9 protein-coding genes and 1 pseudogene are annotated in these 21,744 nt (G+C 68.2%); 7 read left to right on the top strand and 3 right to left on the bottom strand.

Annotated elements, in window-relative coordinates; genetic code table 11:
• Positions 1 to 8: 8 nt before the first annotated feature.
• The 6 genes and pseudogenes from ACFORO_RS12940 to ACFORO_RS46670 form a co-directional block, all read left to right on the top strand.
• Positions 9 to 239, top strand: coding sequence for a type VII secretion protein EccB (locus tag ACFORO_RS12940; RefSeq protein ID WP_063631965.1), 231 nt, complete (start codon positions 9 to 11; stop codon positions 237 to 239).
• A gap of 13 nt (positions 240 to 252) precedes the next feature.
• Positions 253 to 2,718: a hypothetical protein gene (locus ACFORO_RS12935; RefSeq protein WP_377869898.1), complete on the top strand. Its 2,466-nt coding sequence runs from the start codon at positions 253 to 255 to the stop codon at positions 2,716 to 2,718.
• 19 nt (positions 2,719 to 2,737) lie between these two features.
• Positions 2,738 to 6,022: a right-handed parallel beta-helix repeat-containing protein gene (locus ACFORO_RS12930; RefSeq protein ID WP_377869899.1), complete on the top strand. Its 3,285-nt coding sequence runs from the start codon at positions 2,738 to 2,740 to the stop codon at positions 6,020 to 6,022.
• A gap of 16 nt (positions 6,023 to 6,038) precedes the next feature.
• Positions 6,039 to 6,437 carry a YbaB/EbfC family nucleoid-associated protein gene (locus ACFORO_RS12925; RefSeq protein WP_377869900.1) on the top strand — a complete coding sequence of 133 codons (399 nt, stop codon included), beginning with the start codon at positions 6,039 to 6,041 and terminating at the stop codon, positions 6,435 to 6,437.
• Entirely contained in the window at positions 6,434 to 7,213 is a 780-nt protein-coding gene (locus tag ACFORO_RS12920) for a hypothetical protein (RefSeq protein ID WP_377869901.1), read from the top strand. Before ACFORO_RS12925 ends, ACFORO_RS12920 begins: the two co-directional genes overlap by 4 nt.
• Before the next feature lie 32 nt (positions 7,214 to 7,245).
• Positions 7,246 to 7,572: pseudogene (locus ACFORO_RS46670) on the top strand (WXG100-like domain-containing protein); the annotation flags it as partial.
• Between the two features lie 839 nt (positions 7,573 to 8,411).
• On the opposite strand, the gene ACFORO_RS12915 reads toward ACFORO_RS46670, so the two are convergent.
• The 3 genes from ACFORO_RS12915 to ACFORO_RS12905 form a co-directional block, all read right to left on the bottom strand.
• A complete protein-coding gene (locus ACFORO_RS12915) occupies positions 8,412 to 9,314 on the bottom strand; it encodes a hypothetical protein (protein ID WP_377869902.1) in 903 nt (300 codons plus the stop codon).
• On the bottom strand, positions 9,315 to 9,590 hold the full coding sequence (locus ACFORO_RS12910; protein ID WP_377869903.1) for a hypothetical protein: 276 nt from the start codon (positions 9,588 to 9,590) through the stop codon (positions 9,315 to 9,317).
• A 144-nt stretch (positions 9,591 to 9,734) separates the two neighbouring features.
• Positions 9,735 to 10,061 (bottom strand): hypothetical protein, encoded by a 327-nt coding sequence (locus tag ACFORO_RS12905; RefSeq protein WP_377869904.1) that lies wholly within the window; start codon positions 10,059 to 10,061, stop codon positions 9,735 to 9,737.
• A 718-nt stretch (positions 10,062 to 10,779) separates the two neighbouring features.
• Between ACFORO_RS12905 and ACFORO_RS12900 the strand changes: the two genes are divergently transcribed.
• Positions 10,780 to 21,714: a TcdA/TcdB catalytic glycosyltransferase domain-containing protein gene (locus ACFORO_RS12900; protein ID WP_377869905.1), complete on the top strand. Its 10,935-nt coding sequence runs from the start codon at positions 10,780 to 10,782 to the stop codon at positions 21,712 to 21,714.
• The last annotated feature ends 30 nt before the right edge of the window (positions 21,715 to 21,744 follow it).

Genomic DNA, 21,744 nt, shown 5'->3' with positions numbered 1-21,744 from the left:
GGGGTGACATGGTGCAGACGCAGAAGGACCACGTCGAGGCGTATTCGTTCCTGATCGGGCGGATGACCTCGGCGCTGGTGCTCGGCGACGCGAGCCACCTCGACGTGCCCGCCCGGCGGGCCTGGGTCGGCCTGCTCGTCGGGCTGGTCCTCGGGCTGCTGATCGCGGTCGGGTTCTTCGTGTACGGGCTGATCGCGCACCACACGGGCGCGGCTCCGGCCGTCGGCCGCCGAGTCTGAGAAGGAGGCAGCCATGGAACTCTCGCTGATCCGGCGCGGCGACGGCGCTTTGGAGAAGAAGACCGTCGGCAACGCGCTGGTCGTGCACCTCGCGGAGGGGATGACCGGCGAGGCGCAGTCGCTCGCGCTCGGCGTCGCGGCCGATCCCGACCACGACCTGGTCGTCGTGGACCTGCCGGTCGATTCGCCGATCGCGATGTGGGAATCGGTGGCCAAGGCGCTCCCCCGCCGCCGCCGCGGCGTGCGGCTGGTCATCGGCGGCCGCTCGCGCGAGACGACCGCGCTGGCCGGGCAGTGGCTGGCCGAGCGGATCAACCGCCCGGTGCTCGCGCCGGACGGTTCGGTGATCCCGAGCGCGGGCGGCGCGCTGTTCGTCCACGCCGGACGCGGCGGCGGCTGGGTGCGCTTCCGGCCGGGCCGTCCGCCGTCCTGGGAGGCGAAGCGGTTTCCGCGTCCGGCTTGGGATTCCGGGATCGCCGCCGAGCTGACCCCGACGAGTTCGCGCGGGGTCGCCGAACCGCTGCCGGGCGGATTGTGGGTCCGTCCGGTCGGTTTCGACGCTCCTCAACGGCGCCATCGCACGGCGCTGATCTCCCGGATGCCCGCGCAGCACGACACCATGACCATCGTCCTGGGCTGCCCCGGCTGCCCGCCGCTGACGTTGGACGACGCGGCCCGGCTCTGGGTCCAGCTGCCGGAGAAGGTGCGGGCCAAGGCGCGGTTCGTGCAGTACGGTCCGATGTCGGTGCCCGGCGAGGCGACCATCGGACAGGCGCTGGCGGACCTGCTCGGCAAGCCGGTCGCGTTCTACGCGGGCGTGCCGGTCGGTTCGCCGCAGCTGCCGACGCTGCGGACCGTGCTGCACGACGGGCGCTTCGGCTGGCGTCCGTTCACCACCGAGCTCGGGTACGAACCAGGCTCGGCCGCAGTCTTGCCTGAGCTGCTGTCGCACCGTCCGCCGATCCACGGACTCGACCAGGTCTCCCCCGCGGTGTACTGGTACTCGCCGGACGCGGTGGTCGAGGTCGTGCAGTCCGGTCTGCTGGTGCGTCCGCCGCAGGACGGTCCGTCGACGGCCGCGGTCCGCGAGATCACTCTTGACGCCGCGGTGCACAACCTGACCTTTGACGCGGCTGACGAGGGCTCGGTGTCTCGGATGCGGTTGCTGGCGGAGGATTTGCTGGCGCGGCTGGATGAGGAGACTCGCCGGATGAGCCGGGTGTTGCCTGCTGCCGCGTTGCTCGCGGAGCGTGCGCGACCTCGGGTGGTGACTCGGGCGTTGGAGGCGATCGAGTCCGGGCATCCGGCGCCGGTTGTTGCCGCGGCTCCTCCGGCTGCGTACTTGCCTGCGGCTCCGGCGGCGTTGGGGATTGCTGCGCCTACAGAGGTTCCGGGGGCGATCGCTGCTCCTAGCCCTGCGGTCGCGCCCGTCGTTGCGCCTGCGGTTGTGCCTGCCGCTCCGGCTGTTCCCCCGGCCAAGGTCTCCGCTGCGCCTCCAGCAGCGGTGCCGGTCAGCCGCATCGCTCCGGCGGACGTCGCCCCGGCTAAGCCCGTCGAACCGCCGGCCGCCAAGCCCGCGGCCCCGGTTGCGGAGAAGGTGCCCACGCCGTCCAGCCCAGTGTCCGCTTCGGACAAGCCGGAGCCCGCGCCGAAACTCTCGGCAGACTTGCGCTTCCAGGAGACCCCCGGCGCGGAATCGACCGCCCTGCTGCCCAAACGCGGCGCGGACAAGGAACGCCAGTGGCTGCGCAAATCGCTCGGCGCGGAGTACGGCCTGATGTCGAACACCGTCGCCCGGATCCTGTCCGAACACCCGGGGTTCCAAGGCGTGCTGTCGACCTCGTCCTCGGCCGAGGTGCTGACCGACGCGGTGGCCGTGCAGCTTTACCTGTCCCCCAAGGGGTCCACGATCGACGCCGGGCTGCGGCGCGGCGCGAACGGTCCGCACGTGCCGGTCGCCCGATGCGTCGTGGCCGGGCTGAGCCGCCTGCCCTCGCACCGCGGTCCGGCCACTTTCGCCACCGAGCTGCCGCCGCCGGTGTGGCCGCTGCTGGACGGGCGGAAAGTACTGACCGAATGGGGCTTCCTGAACGCGCTGACGCAACCGTCGTCCACTGTGGACGGCGAGACGGACGTGCTGGTGTGGTCGATCACCGGACGACGCACCAAATTGCTGGAACCGGGCGAGGGCGGCGTCGAAAACCGGGTGCTGTTCGTGCCGGGAACCAGCTTCAAGGTGCTCGAGACGCGCAAACCCGCCGCGGGCGCGCGGGGCGCCGTGCTGCTGCGCGAACTGACCGCGAGCGAGATCGACGAGACCGGCCGGGTCGCGAATGACCGGGCATCGCTGGACGAGCTGGCGATGAACTCGCTCCGGCAGAAGCTCGAGACGTGGGCGGAAGCGGGCGAGGACCTGGTCCGGACCGTGATGGACGAGCAGGCGGCGGAGCGGTTCGGGGCGCTCCCGGGCCTGGCGTGAGTGCGGAGAGGCGGAGACGATGAACCGACAGCTGCTCGTGGTCGGCGGCGACCGGCCGGGTGCGTTCGGAACCATCGGCGCGGCGCTGGCGCAGGCGCAGCCGGGGGCGACGATCAGCGTCCACCCGGGACGGTACGAGGAGAACCTCGTGGTGAACCGGATGGTGTCGCTGGTGGCCGAACAAGGCGCGGGCACCGTGGAAATCGCGGCGAGCACCGGAAGCGTGCTCGCCGCGAACGCCGAAGCGGTGCAGTTGAGCGGATTCATCCTGACCGGCGCCGACGACCAACTGGTCACTGTGGACGTCGTCCGCGGCGAGGCGGCGCTGGACGGCTGCCGGCTGTCCGGGAATTCGTGGGCGACTTTGCTGGCCCGCCTGGAGGGTTCGCTCGCACTGCGCGGATGCACGGTGACCAGCACCGGCGGTGCCGGGGTCGTGATCGCCTCGCCGGTGCAATCGGCCATTGAGGACACTGAGATCGTCGATGCCGCGTCGTCCGGCGTGGTCGTGGCCGAGACCGGTTCGGTGCTGCTGCGCCGTTGCGCGGTGCGGGGCGCGGCGGGCAACGGGGTGTGCGTCAACGGCGAAGCGGTCGCGATTGTCGAGCAGTGCGAGATCGTCGGCGCGCAGAAACCGGCGATGGTGGTCGAACAGCAGGGGCGCGCGACCATCACTGGGCTGACCGTGCGGGACAGTGCGAACGTCGACCTGTACGTCACCAGCAAGGGCCGGGTTTCCGTCGCGTCGTCGCAGTTCCGGTCGGCGCCGATGCAGGCCGCGCACATCGCCGCGTCCGCCGAACCGCTGCTGCGCGAGTGCGTGTTCGCCGGGGCTGGCACGAACGCGGTGCAGGCCACCGGAACCGCCGCGCCGCAGTTCGTGGACTGCACCTTCGAGGGTTCACCGGTCACGATCCTGGTCGACGACCAGGCGCGGCCGCGGTTCGAACGCGCCACCGTTCGGGGTTCCACGCACACCGCGATGTCGGTCAGCGCGGATTCCGCCGTGACCGTCGGCGGGCTGCGGATGACGCCGGACAGCGGTGTCGGGATCGTCCTCTCCGGACAGTCCACATTGGACCTTGCCGACGCCTCCATCGACACTGGCCGGGAAGCCGGGGTGCAGGTCACCGAGGACGCCCGTCTGACGGTGACCGACATTCGGGTCGACTCGACGGCGGACAAGGCGGTCTCGTTCACTGGCGGCGCGCCGTCCTCGGCGAAGTCGGTGCAGGTGCGCGGCGGCGGCCTGCACATTTCCGGAACGGCGGAAATCTCCTTGCAGGACTGCGAGGTCATCGACTCCACAGTGGACGGGATCACCGTCGCCGCGGGCTCGGCGCTGACCGCTTCCCGCTGCCGGGTGCGCAATGCGCGAGGCAACGGCGTGTACGTCGGCGCTCAGGCGTCGTTCACCGAATGCGAGGTCCTCGGCGCGGGCGAGGACGGCTTCCACGTGGAAACCACCGAACCGGTCAGCATCCGGGACTGCGTGGTCAACGACGCCTCCGGCGAACTCGTGAGCGGCGAACACGCGGACGTCGACAACCTGCTCACCGATTCCGCCCGCCCGCTCGAAGTGCTGGCCGGTCCGGCCAGCGACGTCGCGGAGCAGACCGTGAGCGAGGCCGCTGGCGAGGTGCTCGAAGGCCCGCTGGGCGACCTGGAAGCACTGGTCGGGCTCGCCGGGGTGAAGAAGGAAGTCACCGGCCTGATCAACCTGATCAAGATGTCCCAGATGCGCGAGCGGATGGGCCTGCCGATGCCGCCGATGTCGCGGCACCTGGTGTTCGCGGGCCCGCCCGGCACGGGCAAGACGACCGTCGCCCGGCTGTACGGCACGGTGCTGGCCGAACTCGGCATCCTGTCGAAGGGGCACATGATCGAGGTGGCCCGCCAGGACCTGGTCGGCCAGTACATCGGGTCCACCGCGATCAAGACCACCGAGGTCGTGGAGAAGGCCGTCGGCGGCGTGCTGTTCATCGACGAGGCGTACACGCTGAGCGCGCCGACCGGCGGTTCCGGCCCGGACTTCGGGCAGGAAGCCATCGACGCGCTGATGAAGATCATGGAGGACCAGCGCGATTCGCTGGTGGTGATCGTCGCGGGCTACTCCGAGCAGATGGAGCAGTTCCTGCAGTCGAACCCCGGTCTCGCTTCGCGGTTCACGCGCACCATCGAATTCCCGAACTACAGCGTCGACGAACTGGTCACCATCACGACCGGCCTGACCCGCAAGCACTACTACGAAATGACCGACGACGCGCTGGCCGCGTTGCGCGAGTATTTCGAGCGGGTGCCGAAGAACTCGACGTTCGGCAACGGCCGCGTCGCGCGCAAGCTGTTCGAGGCGATGGTGAACAACCAGGCGTCGCGGCTGGCGTTGTACCCGCCGTCCAAAGACATCGAGCTGAACCGCCTCACCGCCGACGACCTGCAAGCCGAGCTGACGCAACTGCCTTCCGCGGCGAAGTCTTCCGTTTCGGTCACCGCCGACCCCGCCGCCGCGGTCAAAACCAGCGCGGGCTGGAAACGCCTCAGCGGACTGGTCGGCCAGAAATCGGTACGAGAGAACGCCGAACGACTGCTGCTCAAACTCGGCCGCCTCACCCACGAACGGCAACCGCTGGGCCACCAGGCGAACCTGGTGATCAGCGGCAAACGCGGCACCGGACGTTCCGAATACGCTCAGTTATACGCGCAAATCCTCTCGGAATTCGGCATGACTCCCACGGGACAACTGGTTCACCGCAACCTCGCCGAAGAACTGTCACCGCAATGGCCCGGCCAAGCCGAACACCTGGTCCGCGCCGCGGTGGAAGACGCGTCCGGCGGCACCCTGGTCGTCGACCTGGACGGCGACTGGGACACCTCGCCGCACACCCCCGGCATCGAAGCCCTGGAAGCACTGTCCGAAATGGTCTCCCGACGCCCCGCCGACCCGGTCGTGGTGTTCACCGGCGAAAGCGACCGCGTCGGCGAACTGCTCGCCCAACTGCCCACCCTGCGCGACGCCTTCCCGTACGGCTGGCAACTCGCCGAGTACACAGTGGACGAACTGGCCGAAATCGCGGTGCGCTTGCTGGTCCGACGCGGCCACGAGGTCCCCGACGACGTCCGGGACGCACTCGCCCACGAACTCTCCGCGGCATCCGACCACACCGCGCACGCCGCGCACGAACTCGCCCGCACCCTCTCGGCCGCCGCCGCGTCCCGCACGCTAGCCGCCGCCGACCTGCGCGGCATCCGCCCGCCCGACACCGGCGCCATGGCCCTCGGCCCCGGCCTGGCCTCGGTCGGCTGACCCCGGGAGGAAACCGATGAGTTCGCACCACGAAAAGATGCTCGAAGACGCGATGGCCGCCTATCAGCACCAACGCGACCACTTCGACCAAGCGCGCCAGGACGTCGAAACCGCCACCAGCACCGTCACTTCCGCCCGCCGCGAGGTGACCGCGACCGTCGGCCGTACCGGCGAATTGACCGAACTTTCCTTCCCCACCAGCGCCTACAAACGCATGGCACCCGCGGAACTCGCTTCAGTGATCGTGCACACCATCTCCGCCGCCCGCCAGAAATCCGTCGCCGCGGCCGCGGAATTGATGGCTCCCATGCTTCCGCCAGGCATCTCGGCCCAGGACCTGATGAGCGGAAAAGTGGACGTCAACGCCCTGTTCTCGGCGCGAGTGCCGGGATTCGACGAAGGGAATCTGCCATGACAGACCAGTTTTTCGTCGACGCCGACGGCCTGGACGGCGGCCGCGACGGCTTCGACGGCAAGAGCGCCGAACTGCGCACGCTCGCCCAGCTGGTGCAAAGCCTGGCGAACCCGAGCCGGATCCAGGACGCGGCCGGAAACGACAAGAACGGCAACGAGTTCTCGAAGACGCACATCCAGTCAGCGGGCGAGATCTACAACGGCATCAATGCCTGGGCGCTGGCGGTGGAAGCGACGCGCGACGCGATTGGCGACATGGCGACGTCGTTCCGCGAGGCCGACCAGGGTGCCTATGACGGTTCCAACGCTCTGTTCAAGAACTTCACCGACCTGAACCACAAGGTCCGCAAAGCTGACTCTGGCTCCGAGGCACCGCCGACTGAGTACCAGCGCGGCGTGCGAATCCAAGGCAAACTGCTCGGCAAGGAAGAGGGCTGGACCGCGGCAAAGAGCGTCCGGGCGCGAATCCCTGACCGGGGCGAGGAACCGCTGCCGTCGAAACCAGGCGAGGAACCTCAGCAGTTGAGGCGTCTGGCGGTTGAACGCCCGGTTCAGGAAAAGGTCGTGACCCCGCTGCAGCCGACCGAGTCGACCGTCTTCGTTCGCTCGGAAAAGCCAGTTCACGCGGTCGAAGACAAGATGGAAACCCCCGAGGGCGAAGTCACCCCCTTGGAGCCCGCCAAGCGCTGGCTGCCCGCAGCGGAAGGCACGGGTTGGGCCCCGGCGAAGTCGATCCCCGCCCAGCCCGCGATCACCCCGGAAGAACCCATTTCCTGATTTGCCTTTCTGTGTAAGGAGGTGCCCCCGCGATGAGCCTCATGGTGGACCCCAGCCTGAACTGGGTGTTCTACATCATCGCGGGCGACGCCTGGCCGCAGGGCGACGAGGACAAAGCACGCGAACTGGCCGCCGAATGGGACCAAGTCGCGCAGCAGATCTCCGCCGCGGGAACCGGTTTCAGCCAACTGGCGGAACAGGTCGTCTCCAACGTCGGCGGGGACGTGGCGACCAACTTCGCCGACTACGCCAACAAACTCAGCACCATGGGCGCCGGTTTCTCCTACCGAGCGCAGCAACAAGCCGCCGCTCTGCGCGAATACGCCCTGAACGTCGAAAACGCCAAATACGGCATCCTCATTTCGATCGCGGTCACCGCCGCGGACCTGATCTGGGCGATGACAAACCCGTTCACCGCGCCGCTGATCCCAGGAATCTGGGCAGCCGGCCGGACCGCGGTCATGCAGATCGAACGCTCCCTGATGTCGCGGTTGATGAGCCTGCTGTCGAGGGTCGCGCGAGAGGCCGCGCAGGAAGCGGCGGAAGAAGCGGCCGAGGAGATGCTGGCCGAGTTCATCCAGATCGCGCAGGGAAACCGGGATGGCTTCGACTGGAAACAAATCGGCCAAAACGCAGCCCTGGGCGCCATCGGAGGCGCGTTCGCCGCCGGCGCCCACAGCGGCCTCGGCAAGTGGGGCCACAACGTCTTCGGCGCAGCAGGCGTAGAAGCGGCCACCGAGGTGGTAGTCGGCCTGGCCGGCGCCGGACTCTTCGGCGGAGACCTGGACAGCCTGGGCTGGGGAGCCCTCAACGGCGGGCTCAGCGGCGCCGCCACCCACGGCGCCCACCACGCCGGACAGAACCTGCACGACAAACTCAACGGCGGCGGCAAGGACGGCGGCCAGCCGAAGGGCCCGAACGATCCCGGCGGGGCCGACGGGACCGGGAACATCAAGGTGGGCCCGGTCAACGGCCCCACCCCGCCTGCCAACTCCGGCGGCTCGGGTGGCTTCGGTGGCCCGGGTGGCCCGGGTGGCCCAGGTGGCTCCAACGGATCTGGTGGCTCCGGCGGTCCCGGTGGCTCAGGTAGCGCTGGCCCAGGCGGCTCGAACGGCACCGGCGGTTCCGGCAACAACACCCCCCACGGCGAAGGCCAGAACACCGCCCACTCGCCGAACACCAACTCCACCACAACGAATCAGCCTCCGGCGAGCAACTCCACCGCCAACAACCAGACCCCGCCGAACAACTCCACCGGCAACCCCACCTCGACAGGCGGTCCGAACTCCACCACCGGCGATGCCTCCACCGGCAACCCCAACTCCACCGGCAACTCCCCTTCAACCGGCGGCCCCAACTCCACCACCGGCCCCAACTCTGCGAGCGGCCAGAACTCGTCCAGCGGCCCCAACCCTTCAGGCGTCGCTAACTCCGCAAACGGCTCGCACTCGACGAGCGACAGCACTTCAAGCGGCAACCCCCCTTCGACGCACACTTCAACCTCCCCAAGCAACTCCCACCCAACTGGTGACAACACCTCCCCTGGCCCCAACACCACCGGCAACTCGACTTCAACGAGCAATCCCAACTCGGCAAACAGCTCCCCCAGCGGCTCACAGTCAACCGGCAACCCGAGCTCCACGGGCAACTCCGGCTCGTCGAACGGCTCCCCGGGCACCTCGCATTTAGCCGACAACGCCACCTCCCCAGGCCCTAACTCCACCGGAAGCCAGGACCCGGCGAGCGGTTCGCACTCCGCGAACAACCCGAACGCCCCCAGCGGCAACGACGCAACCCACGTCTCCAACCCCACTGGCACCAACGCTCCCCAGAACGGCCCAGCCAGCAATCCCGGCCAGAGCCCCCACTCGCCCAGCAGCAACGCCAACCCCGCTGGCGGCACCGACTCGCCCGGCACCTCCAACCACAGCACCCCCGCCACCAGCTCGAATCCGCCCGGAACCAGCACCGAGAACCAGGGCAGCACCACCAGCCCGAGCGGCAACCAGAACTCCAACCCCCCGGCCGCCACTCCCAGCCCGAGCGGCAACTCCAGCACGAACAGCCCCCAGAGCCCCGGCCCCAGCGCTACGAACAGCAATCAGGGCAACAGCCCGAGCTCCGGCTCTACCACCCACCCGGGGACGAACACCAACCCCGGAACCAACACCAACCCAGCTCCCGGCACGAACCCCAGCCCAGCCGCCCCGACCAACCACGGCGGAAACGGCACCGACCACCACGCCGCCCCGCCCCCGTCCACACCGGACTCGATCAAAACCGGCACCCCCACTCCGCCGCCGGACACCGCCGGAACCCCGACACCGTCGACGCCGGACGCCGGCAAAACCGGAAACCCAGCCAACTCCACCGGCACGAACGGCCAGGCCCTTCCTTCCGCTGGCAACCACCCCTCCACCAACGGCAACCCCACGCCCACCCCACCGCACGACACCGGCCTCCCCGGCTTCGGCGGCAATCGGAGCGCGGACACCGCCCCGCACTCCACCACCGACCCCAGTCAGGCGAACCACTCCCCGACCCCGGCGACTCGCCCCGGTCTGGAGACCACCGCAACCCCGTCCACCCACACCAACCCGGCCCCCGCGACGAACATCAACGTCTCTTCGAACCCGTCGCCCGGCCCGAACGTCACCGCCCCGAGCCCGGCCGCCAACCACGCCCCGGGGACGAACTCCTCCCCCGACTCCGTCCGCACCCCGAACCCCAACACAGGTTCGAACAGCATCGGGCCCACCAGCCCGAACCCCAACACCTCCGCCAACCCGACCGCCACCGCGGAGCCCAAGCCGGTCCCGCCGCCGACGTCGACCAGTGTCAAAGGCATCGATTCGACCCCGAGCCCCGGCCCGAAGACCGCCGTCGACGGCCCGAACCCCACAGCGCAGCCCGCCTCGCACTCCCCCGACCCGAGTCCCATTCGGACCTCCGCCGCCGATCCCAGCCAGACGACGGCCAGTCCGAGTCCACACCAATCCATCGGTCCGAACCCGAGCACCGCTCCGAGCCCGGACCGCCCTGCCAACCCGAATCCCTCGGACAACCCAAGTCCTGCCCCGTCACCGAACCCCGGTCGAAGCACTGCCCCCTCGCCGGATCCGGCCACCAGCGCGAAGCCCGCCCCAACTGCGGAGCCGACCTCAGGCGACACCACCCCCAAGCCATCCAAAAACGGGCCGTCCCCCGCTCCGGCGAAGCCGATCAGCACCACGCCCACCCCTGCCCCGCGCTCCCGCGACAACACCGCCCCCCACACCCCGGTCGCCGCGCCCACAAAGCCGAATCCCTCGGGCCGTAACCTGGACACGCCAGTCGCGGCACCCAAGAAACCAACCTCCGCGACGAACCGCGACCTCCACACCCCCGTTGCCGCGCCCAAGAAGCCGAGCCCTTCGGGCCGCAACCTCCACACGCCAGTCGCCGCCCCGAAAAAGCCGACCCCGGCCGCGACCACCGGGCCTGGGCCCAATGTCGGCAAGCATCCCCCGGTCACCGGCGGCAAGGGCGACTTCGCTCAGCACCACAAGAACTTCAAGTTCACCGTCGTGCACGAAACCGGGATCATCGGCGACCTCGGCACCCGTACCGAGGACAACCAGAACAGCATCGGCGTAGTGGCCACCGTCGCCGCGACTCCGGACGACAATCTTCAGGCCGTCGCGGAGAAATACTCCACCGGGTTCACCGGCAACTCCGCCGACGGACGTTTCGGCCTGGTCATCGGCATCAACGGCACGCCAGGATCAGAACAAGCGATCAACCACAAGATCCAGCAATTCCAGAATACCTGGGACAACCGCTTCCCGGTAGCGATCATCGGGTTCACCTGGAAACACCCGAGCAACCCGGTCATCGACCAGAAGACCATCCCCTACGGCGGCATCCGCGAGACGATCGCCCGGAACCCGATCACCGAGAAGCTCACCGAGCAGATCCGCGAAGCCGGTGGCACCAACGAGGTCTACCTGCACACCGGCGACGCCGACGTCCATTCCCTCACCACCCGCAACGGGCCGCTGTTCGACGCGGTCAACACTGCGGTCCAGCAGAATCCCGAAGGGCCGCCGGAGTTGATCAGCGGTGGTTATCACGTTCGGCCGGAGGACGGGGATCTCGCCAATCGCGCCGCGCAGTTGGATCTTGATGTCCGGCAGGCGCTGGCCGGAGTCGATTCTCGAGCGGTGTATTTCCCGGAGCCGAACACGTTTGTCCGGATGCCGGGAAACAAGCTCGAGAACGATGTCACGTTCGGCACCAAGAACCCGAACACCGGAAACTTTGATTACGGAGCCAAGGAAGGCCAGGGGCTCAGCGATTCGGTGTTGTCGCAGCGCAACCCGAGTTGGCAATACAGCGACCAGCCGACGGCGATCGCGAAATTCTCCGCGAATCTCGCCGTTCAGACCGACGGGACGCGCATCGCGGGCAAGGTCGGCACCGACCCGAACGGCATCACCGCGCTGGCCCAGAGTCACGCCAACGAGACCAGGTGGTCCGACCAGATCGGCCATTACCTCGGCAATCACACGACTCTCGACCCGAATCTGGCGAAGATCGCGGCGAAAGCCGCGTTCCACGGGATCACGCCGAGCGGGCACACCCCCACCAGGCCGGAGGTGTTCTCCGACGTCGTCGCGAATCTGCCCAAGAACGAGCGCACTTCGCTGGTCAAGGGCATGAAGGAGAACGTCGAGGACGGCAAGAAGCTCGCCGGTCTGACGCTCGCGACGCGCCAAGCACTCGTCGACAACCTCAGTGGCAACCGTCCGGCGAATACACAGACCCCTGCTGCCGCGCCGAAAAACCATGGGCAGGCGACGGAAGCACCGAAGCCGAATCCGAAGACCCTGCCGGGGCCGAAGGACTGGAAGGGGCGCCGCGACACCGCTCCGGTCACGCGATTTTCCTCGGAGCGGTTCGACCCGATCAAGAAGATCGCCGAGCAGTTCACCGGAAACCGCGCGGGGCTCAGGGGCGGGCAGCTCGCCGGCGCGATGGCGCACATCCGGTTCGACGTCCGCCGGTTCGAGATCGCGCCGGGGCAGTGGGTACGCGAGCACACCATCCCGATCGACTTGACCTCGCATTCGGGCTCGGTTTCTCCTGAGCAGCGGGAACAGTTCGTCCAGCAGCTGAGAGACCACCTCGACGACTGGGTCAATCAGAGCACCCGGCTGCCCGGCGGCGACCAGGTGCACGTCCGTCTCGACGTCCGCGTCGCCGACGACATCCACCCGGACGACACCGGCTGGCAGGCCGACCCCCGCCGCCGGATCCCGGTGAACCTGCACGATTCCGCTGTGGACCCGGACACCCCGGAGACGAACCAGCTCAACTGGGACGTGCACGACTCGGCCTTCGGCGTCACGCACGAGCTGATGCATTTCCTCGGCCTCGGCGACGGCTACAAAAACGATGAGATGCTCTTCAACCGCGGCGACCAGCCCGGCGTGATGGGGCCGGACGCGTGGCACGATTCGCGGCTCAACCAGGGCAATCTCGACCAGCTCGAAAGCGTCTCGAACACCGCGAACATCCGCGACCACCACCTCGGCGACGCCCCCGCGCCGAAGCCACTGCCGCACTCCGAAAGCCCCCGGACAGAGCCCGAGCCGGACGGCAAGCCGAACCTCCACACGCCGATCAAAGCGCCGCACGAAACCAGCACGGATCAGCCGCCGCGGCAGGACGAAGCCGTGCTGGTCGCGGACGAGCAAACCGAGGAACCACCCGACACCCGCCCTCTCGCGGACCGGCTGCCCGAGTTCGTCCGCAACGGCAAGGCGCTCGGTTCCGTGGTCCCGGTCGACGTCCGCGGCGCGAAGGACGTCGGCACCAGTATCGAGAACCTGATCCACCGCTTTAATCCGAACCAGCAGAACCCGCCGCAGGCGCACGGCATCGACGCGATCACCGATTCCCTCTCCGGCCCCGAGTTCGAGTCTTTTATGGACAATGGCCGCAAGTCGATGGTCCGAGTCGGCGAGAAGTGGTACGAGGTGCACGTCACCGCGGAGCCGGACTTCAGCGCGGTCAACGCCGACCAGATCACGAAACTGCCGCAGCCGACGATCGGCGACGTCAAGAACGAGGTCAAGACCACCCACGCGAGCCCGAACACCGACACCACCGCGAAGGTCGTCGGCAGCTCGTACTTCGCGATGTTCCCGGCCGGTCCATACGCGTCCGTCGGCGGTACCGCGCAGCTCGCCAGCCCGTCCGCGGAGCACACCGGCACCACGACCGGCACCGAGCAACGCGTGATCCGCACGGCGGGCGACATGCAACGCGCCGACGCCCCGGTGACCTACCGGATCACGGTGCGCACCGAAACCGGCGGCCTGGTCGGTTCCACAGTGGACGGCCACGTTGGCCTGGTTCTCTCCACTGACCTGGCCAACCTGAAGCAGGACCAGACTGTCGGGCCCGCCGAGCCAAAACCCGACTGGGCCAAGAAGATCGAATTCCTCTCGCCGGAGGCGGTCGATTTCGACGAGAACGCCCTGTTCGATCAGGTAAGCAAGAACCTCCATCCCTCGGTGACGAAATTCGGCGCCCCGGGCCGCACCTCGCTGCGGGAGTTCCTCAGCCGCGGCGGGGTGCGCAGCATGCTCGGCACCGCGATGCAGGGCAACCCGGTGGTATCAAACGACCTGCTCAGCCCGCATGGTGCCCACCGCGAAGCCGTGCAGCTCGCGGTGCGGCCGACGAACGTCGAATACCTCGGCACGATTCCCGGCGACAGCGAACTGCGGTTCAACGATTCCGCAGTGAACGGCGGCAGCACTACCGTCTCCTCCAAGTCCGGCGGAGAGGTCAACGCGATCTTCGGCGGCGGGTCCTATGTGCCCGGTACGGTCGGTGGCGTTGGCGGCGTCAGCGGCAGCTACTCCCGGAAGGTCAACCAACAGTCCACAAGCGGCACCAGCTTCACCAACAAGTCCACAGTGAACGCGAAGGGCGACATCGGCCTGTACAAGGTCACTGTCGACCTCGATGTCACCACCTCGAACGGCGAGAAGACCACCGTCAAGGCCACTTCGTACACGCGGATGGGCTTGCCCGAGGCGAAAGCCCAGGGACTGCCGGTCCCGAAGAACACCCCGGTGAAATTCAAGGACGTCGGCGCGCGCTACGAACCGCCGTATCTCGCGGCGGCCGTCGCGGCGGGCACGGCTCGGCCCGGATCGTTCGAGCCGGCGACCCGCGTCCAGCCGCAGATCGAAAACGCGCTGCGGAATCTGCCCGGAGCGGACAAGTTCCTGCCGCGCTGGGACCAGTTCCAGAGCGACAAACAAGGCTCAAGCCGGGACATCGCGGACCGGTTCGCGAATCTGCGCAAGATCACGTCCACGTTCTCGGTCGCGTCGCTCCGGGGCAAAATGGACAGTCTGTTCACCCAAGGCGTTTCCGCGCACATGAAGCGGCGGGGGCTGTTCACCGACGAGTACATCAACGTCACGGTCAAGGCGAAACCCGGGCCTGGTCGTCATCTCGGACAGGCGGACGGCCGGTCGATCAAGAACAGCAACGAAACGAGCCCGTCGCTCACCAGCGCGACCACCACCGAACGAGGCTGGTCGGTCGGCGTCGAAGGCCGGGTCATCATTCCCGGCGCCACGACGGTCGCGAACCTCGGCATCAGCCCGACCGTCACCCCGCTGCAATACTCGGACAACCGGACGTGGAAGAACTCCGGCGGCCCGACGGTGACCACGGCGACCGGCAAGGGCGGCAGCCCGAATTCGCAGGTGTTCGACCACGACATCGAGTTCGAGGTCGAGATCACCAGCTACACCCGCAACCGGCCGTGGGTGCGGCGGCTGACGCCAGGGTCGCCGTTCCGGGTCACGCCGAAAGTGTCCACAGTGGCCAAGACCGGCGACCCGGACCTGCCGCCGATCTCCGGCAAAGTCGATATGTGGATCAACGACGGCGCAGCGCTGACCAAGGACCCGTCCGAGTTCAAGCCGGGCAAGCCGGGTGTCGTCTCGATGAGCCGGAACGAAACCCCGAGCATCGACGACCTGCTGACCCAGCAGCAAAACCAGACGACGCCGAAGTTCCTGCACGTGGAGGCGTTCGCCAATACCGAAGCGCTGCGGGACGAGGCGCTGCGCCAGCTTCAGCGCGCCGCCGGCGGTGACGCGGTGCTCGGCCTGCCCGGCAGCGAAGCACGTGCCCGCGTGGACCGGATGTTCTCGCCGGAAAACTTCCGCGGCCTCACGCCGAAGCTGCTGAAGCAGGGCGGGACGGCGAACGGATTCCGCTACGAACGCCGGGTGGCCGACCGGGTCGGCGGCCTGGGCATGGGCATCTCGCTGAGCAATCCGAAACTCGTCGCGGTGTCCGAAACGGGCGGCGGCGACCGGACGTACTCCGGCGGTTCGAAGGCCAGTTACGAGGGCACGCACAAACAATCCGTCGAGGCCAACGTCCAGCTTGGCCTCACCGTGCGACCGACCGGCACCGACACCCACGGCCAAGGCCAGTTCTTCGGCACCGCGAAGTGGAGCCCGTGGCAGCGCAGCTCCGGATCGTCGCATGAGATCACCGCGAGCGTCGACCACACCAACCGGTCCTCTTCGGACAGTCGCACGGTGCTCGTCCAGTACGACACCAAGGTCCGGCTGATCGCGGAAAGCCGCCAGGAAGGCCTGGTCAACGGGTCGATTTCGCGGGCGGGCGCGGACGTCCGGCTGCCGGGTTCGGTCTTCGTGGCGATGACCGAGGACGAGGCTCGCGCGGAAGGATTGCTGCCGCCGGTCGAGCCGCGCACCCCAGCGCCGGGCAAGCTTTCGGCCCCGCCGCTGGTCGGCGGCAAGTCCAGCTCGCTCGGCTCGGCGGTGCTGGAGGACGCTCCCAACCTGTCGAAGCTGGTGCAGGACGCCCGGCAGCAGCTCGGCAAACTCGGCGACAAACTGCTGCCGAAATCGGTGCTGGACGATTCGATGAACAACCTCCAGCGGACGCTCGACACTGCCTCCCCGGAAGCAGTCACGTCTCTTGTGGACGGTGCTCTGGACGGCGGCGTGTCCTTGGTGGCGCAAGACCCGGGCGTGCTCTGGACGGACAACTACCAGCTGCTGCTCAAAGCGAAGATCCTCGACACCCAGTTCCTCGACGTGAAACACGACGGCAGCGAGGTCGATCACGTCGTCAACTCGACCGTCACGGACAAGGAGAATTCCGGTCACGGTTCGTCCTACGGCGGGCAGATCCGCGGTGCCGGACGCGGCCTGTTCCAGGACAGCCAGCCCAAGGTCAGCGGCTACGACGGCGCGTACCTGGGAGCTTCCGGGACTCGCGCGAAAAGCGACCAGACCGTCGAGAACAAGGCCACGACCACGGCGCTGACCTCCTCCTCGAGCGGTCCGTCGGCGCGGTATCAGCACCAGTTCCAGTTCGAATTGGTCGTCGCCAGGGACGGGCACACTTACCCCGTCGCTTCCCAAGAGGCGACCGTGACCTCGCGGTCGTCCGCAGACGACCAGAAGATCTCCGCCGACGAGCAGTACCACACCAAGCTATACGGATCACGGACAACCGAACTCAACGCCACGGAGTCCACTTCGGACCGTCTCGCAGCGTGGCAGCAGGAAGGTTTCGGCCCCCTGCCGAAGTCTTCGACTGTCGAAGGACTCCGCGGTGCCGCGGACGTGCGCGCTGGCGCCCTCCGCGCATTGCGATTGGCCGGTGCGGGCAACGGTCTCACCGGCCCCGGCACCGGTGCGCACAACACCCTCTCGTCCTCGATCACCAATGAAACGCTGCAAGCGCATCTCCCGAACATGGTCGGCAAACCGTTCGCGACTCCGGATTTGCATTCCTCCGCGGTGACCGGCAGCAGCCACGCCTCGGTGAAGGTCTACACCCGCGTGGTGAAACCGGATTTGGTCGGGCTCAGCGATTCAGTGAAACTGGAGCGTTCGGACCAATCGGGGTCCACTTTCACCGGCGAGGCCAAGGAAACGGTCACCGGGGAACAGCAGGGTAATATCGGCACTGGCGGGATCACCGACCCGGGCCGGAACACGCATGCCTGGGGCGGGCTTGATGTCCGAAGCCCGGTCGGACAGAGCGATCCGACGTCGAGCACAGCTGCCGCACAACGGTCCGTGGTCGGCAAGGACAAGGGCCGGACCGGGCTGGTCGGGCTGGACGTCGAGTACCGGATCGTCGCGACGGTAGACGGCAAGACCGCGGCGGTCGAGGTGCGGGTACCGCAGTCTTCGCGGGCGCGGATGAGCGAAACCGACCTGGAGCAGTCGCTCGGCCAGCCGTTGCCCGAAACGCTCGCTTCAGCGCAAGACACGGTGAAGAAGGCCGCTGAGGATTGGCGTACTGCGGAAGAGGAACTCGAAAAGGCACAGCGCGACTTCGACGATGCTTGGCTGTCCGAAAACGACAACGTGCGCACTACGACCGACGGTGCACGCGGGCTGAACCTTCCGGTCGACAACAACCCGGTGCAGCAGATGCGGCAAGCGGTCCGGACGGCACAGAACGAGGCCCGCGAAGTGGGCCAACGACTGCGGGCGGGCAACGACGAAATCGCCCGGCTCAACGAACTCGACGAACAGCTTCTCTCGCTGGCTCTCGGCGAGGAACCAGGTTCTGTCGCGCAAAGTGACCTGGTCGCGCGTGCCTGGGACACGCAACGGCAGACCCAGCAGATCCGTAATGAGCAAGCCGAACTGGTCCAGCAGCGGCAGGCAGCGCAGGACCGCGCCGCCGAAATCCTGGCCGTGCTGGACGAGTACCGCAACAACCACACCGACCACACCGCGCGGCAGGACGACGCGAACAACCGGATCCAGGAAGCCCGGGAGAAGGCCGACGAGGCCCTGCGGAAGTGGTGGCAGGCCAAGTCCGAAGTGGACAACCAGATCACCGCGCACGCATGGCCGCGTCCGCCGGAGAACACTCCCGAACAACACCGCGAGAGCACTGTCGAGGCGAACGACACAGTGTCCGGTTGGGACACTGACACCGACCGGCCCTACAGTTTCGATCCGGGCGAGATCCAGACGCGCACGATCACCGACGGCTCCGGCTGGGTTCGCGCGGTCTCGTTCCTTCCGGCGAACGAGCACACCGAAAGCGTCGAGCGAGACTGGGTAGCCAACAACTCCAGAACGGTCAGCACGCTTCCGGAAGGCGCGACGCCGGACAAGTTCGACCCGCTGCTGAAGCAGGCCAACAATACCGGTACCACGCCGGAACTCTCCGGACGCCGGTTCGGCGAATGGGCCGACCACACCACGGCGCCTTGGGACGACGACTCCCTCTTCGTCTTCGCCCACGGCCGCGAGCAATCAGTCAAGGTGACCCTGCTGGGCGGCCGGACGGTGCGAGTCGACGGCGATACGTTCGCCCGGATCGTGGCGCAGGCCGCTCCCCTAGCCCAATCCCGCTCAGTCACGCTCATCGCGTGCAGCACCGGCCAGACCGACGGTCCTGGCGGCCTCGCCCACGATTTCCAGCGCGCGCTCGGCGGACTCGGCGGACCGTCCACAGTGCACGCGCCGACCAAACCCGCTTTGTTCGGCCGGGATTCGGCGACGCTCGGCAAGGCCATCGGCGCGACGCACGGCTTCACCGCTGTCACCGATGGCGGCCGGTTCCGCACGTTTGGCGATTCTCCGGCACAGTCGACAACGGACACGGCACCGCGCGCCGAAGAACACCGCTACTCGGCACCGGAAGATCTGGTCGCCGACCTGCGCCAGACCGCAGTCGACAACCCGCCGCCAGCGCCGCTGCTGGGGCCGGACCTGTTCGGCCTGTACCGTGCCCCTGAACCGCCGGAGTTCCTGCGCGGACACGACTTCCGCACCCTCACCGCCGGACAGGGCATCAGCTTCCTGGACCTGCTGGACCTCACCAAGGGCTACCAGCTGAGCAGCGAACACCTGGACCCCGCGCACCTGGAAGACAATCGCGCGTGGACCCTCGAGAAGGAACGGCCGGACGACAAACTGGCTGCGTGGGCGCCCGGAGACGTCGAACCCCTCGCCAAGACCACCTCGACCCCGCTGCTCATGCACTCCATCTGGCTCGGCGGCCCGCTGAAGGACGCTGGCACCATGCACACCTTCCGCCGGAACTTCGGCGACGCGGCGGACCGGCTCGGCGACGGCGTCGTCCCGATCCTGTGGACGGACGTGCCGCGCTGGCAAACCGAATTGGCGCTGACCACCGCGGCGCCGGAGGAAGGTCCGGATCCGCTGCACGACGTCCGGGATCTGCTGCGGTGGGCGGCGGAACACCGCGTCCAACTGATCAATGTGGACGAAGTGTTCACTGGCGAGCATCCGATGCGGACGCAGGAGTTCTACCTTTCCGAACTGGCTAAGCAGACCGGCCCGGGTTTCGCGGCGGCGAGCGACATCCTGCGGCTGGAGCTGATGCACCGGTTCGGCGGCCTCTACACCGACGGGGACAACGTCGTGCACGGTCTGGACGACGTCGTCCGCGCCGCCGAGTCCGACGCCGGTTACGCGGTGCACCGGGTCGGCGGGAACATCGCGAACTCGGCGTTCACCATGTCGAAAGGACATCCGTTCGCCGCATCCTATTTGGATCAGCTGCGCGAGAACTACGGGAAAACCCAGGAGAATCTGCTGCCGCGCGAGGTCGACTCCCTCGGCCAGGGCTTCTTCGCGACGCCGATGGGCCGGGTGCACCGGCAGTCGGTGATGTACCGCTCGGGCCCGGTCGCGATGACCGAAACGGCCCGGCGGATCGGCCTGAACTCCGCGCTCGAACTGCCGGGCATGACGGAGATCCGGATGAACAGCGACCACAGCTGGCTCCTGCCGCCGCAAGGCGATCCGGCTCCGCTGTCGGACCGGTTCGAGACCCTGGAGTTGACCCAGCGCGTGATCCAGACGCTGGTGCGCGGCCTGCACAACCGGGACGGCGACCTGCATCTGACCGTTGTCGAGCCCGCGGTGCGTCGGCACGCCGAGCCAGATCTGGTGTGGCACGCGGCTTTGTCCTACCTCGCGGCCGACCCGAAACTGTCGTCCCTCGTCCGCACCGTCACGGACCGCAGCAGCTACACCGGCGAGGTGCACGACGTCCCGCTGCCGCCAGCTGCCCGCGCACTGCTGACCATCGACGACAGCCGCGTGCATTACCACCTGGGCGAGGTCCAGCGCGCCGCCACGATGCACGCCGCCGACGCCGTCCTCGTGGCGGATACCCCGCTGGAAAGCCTGATCTCCCGTCTGCGTTCGACGGACGGCCCAGTCCCGCCGATCGAGGTCACCGGAACCGGACCGGACGGCCGGGCACACGCCACCGCCGCGGCCCGCGAACTGGCCGGTCAGCTCGCCGACGCCCTGGGCGCCGACGTGCTGGACCGCGTCCCGGTGAAGATCCGAGTGTCCGAAGGGGACGGTCGCGTCCAGATTTCCCTCCCCGCTGTCGAGATGTCGACTGGCGCGCCAAGGGTCTTCCTCGGACTGGACGACAGCCCGGTACCCGCAACGCCCCAGCCCTGGACGCACAACGGCCGTACCGTCGGAGTGCATTACTCACCGTCCGATGTGTCCGTCCCTAATGGACTGTCCATCTTGACCACCGACGCGACAGCCGTCCGAAACTTCACCGAGCAGTTGCGCACCGACGGCACCGACCGTCCAGCCGACGCAGTCACCGTCCGCCCGTCGGCCGCCGCACACCCGACCGCGGCCTACTTGCTTAGCGGCACCTCTGAAACAGATCTGCTGCTCCAAGAGCTAGTGCGGACCGCTACGCACCGCTGGTGGTTCCGCCCGACCCCGCCAGCCGGGCCGATCGCGCTGAGCGACCAGGACGGCACCGCCAAACTGCTCGGCTGGGTCCTCGCGGAACTCGGCCGCGGCGAATCGACGGCCTCGATCACCGAGACCGTCGCCCGGCACGAACGACCCGACCTGATCTGGACCGCCGCCCGCGAACTCGCCACGCTCCACCACGAACTGGCCGAGCAGCACGCCGTCCTGCACCTGCACGGCGTGACCGACACCTTGCTGGGCAAGCCGGACGCCGCCGAAGTCCTCTCTGACCTGGCCAAAGCGACCCGAGACGGCGCTGACGTCACCCGCGTCGCCGAGGCTGTCGAGGTCCTGGACCGGCACGGCGCCCTGGACGCCGTCCTGAGCGCCCCCGGCGGCCGGGCCCTGCTGCTCGAAGAGCTCGCCCGGCTCGCCGACCGTCCGAACCCCGACGGTTACGCCCGGGATCTGGCCACCGTCATCCAGAAACTGGCCGCGGAGGACCTGCCCGCGGACGCCTTCCGCACTGCACTGCGGAATGCCCTCGACGGCCCGAGGACGCGGCCGACCCTGCACCGGCTGAGCGTCGTCGGCCTGGGCTGGCTGGACCGTTGGCACACCGCCGCCGCCATCCGCCGGTACCAGGTGGAGGAACGTGCGGCGTCCGCTCGCCAAGCCGCTGAACTGGCCGAAGGAGTTCCCCGCCGTGAATGAGCCCAGGCCGGTAGATTCACCGGACACGAA

The organism is Amycolatopsis halotolerans (assembly GCF_042647905.1).
In the GTDB taxonomy this organism is placed as follows: Bacteria; Actinomycetota; Actinomycetes; order Mycobacteriales; family Pseudonocardiaceae; genus Amycolatopsis; species Amycolatopsis halotolerans.
This window is presented reverse-complemented; position numbering and strand designations above follow the sequence as displayed.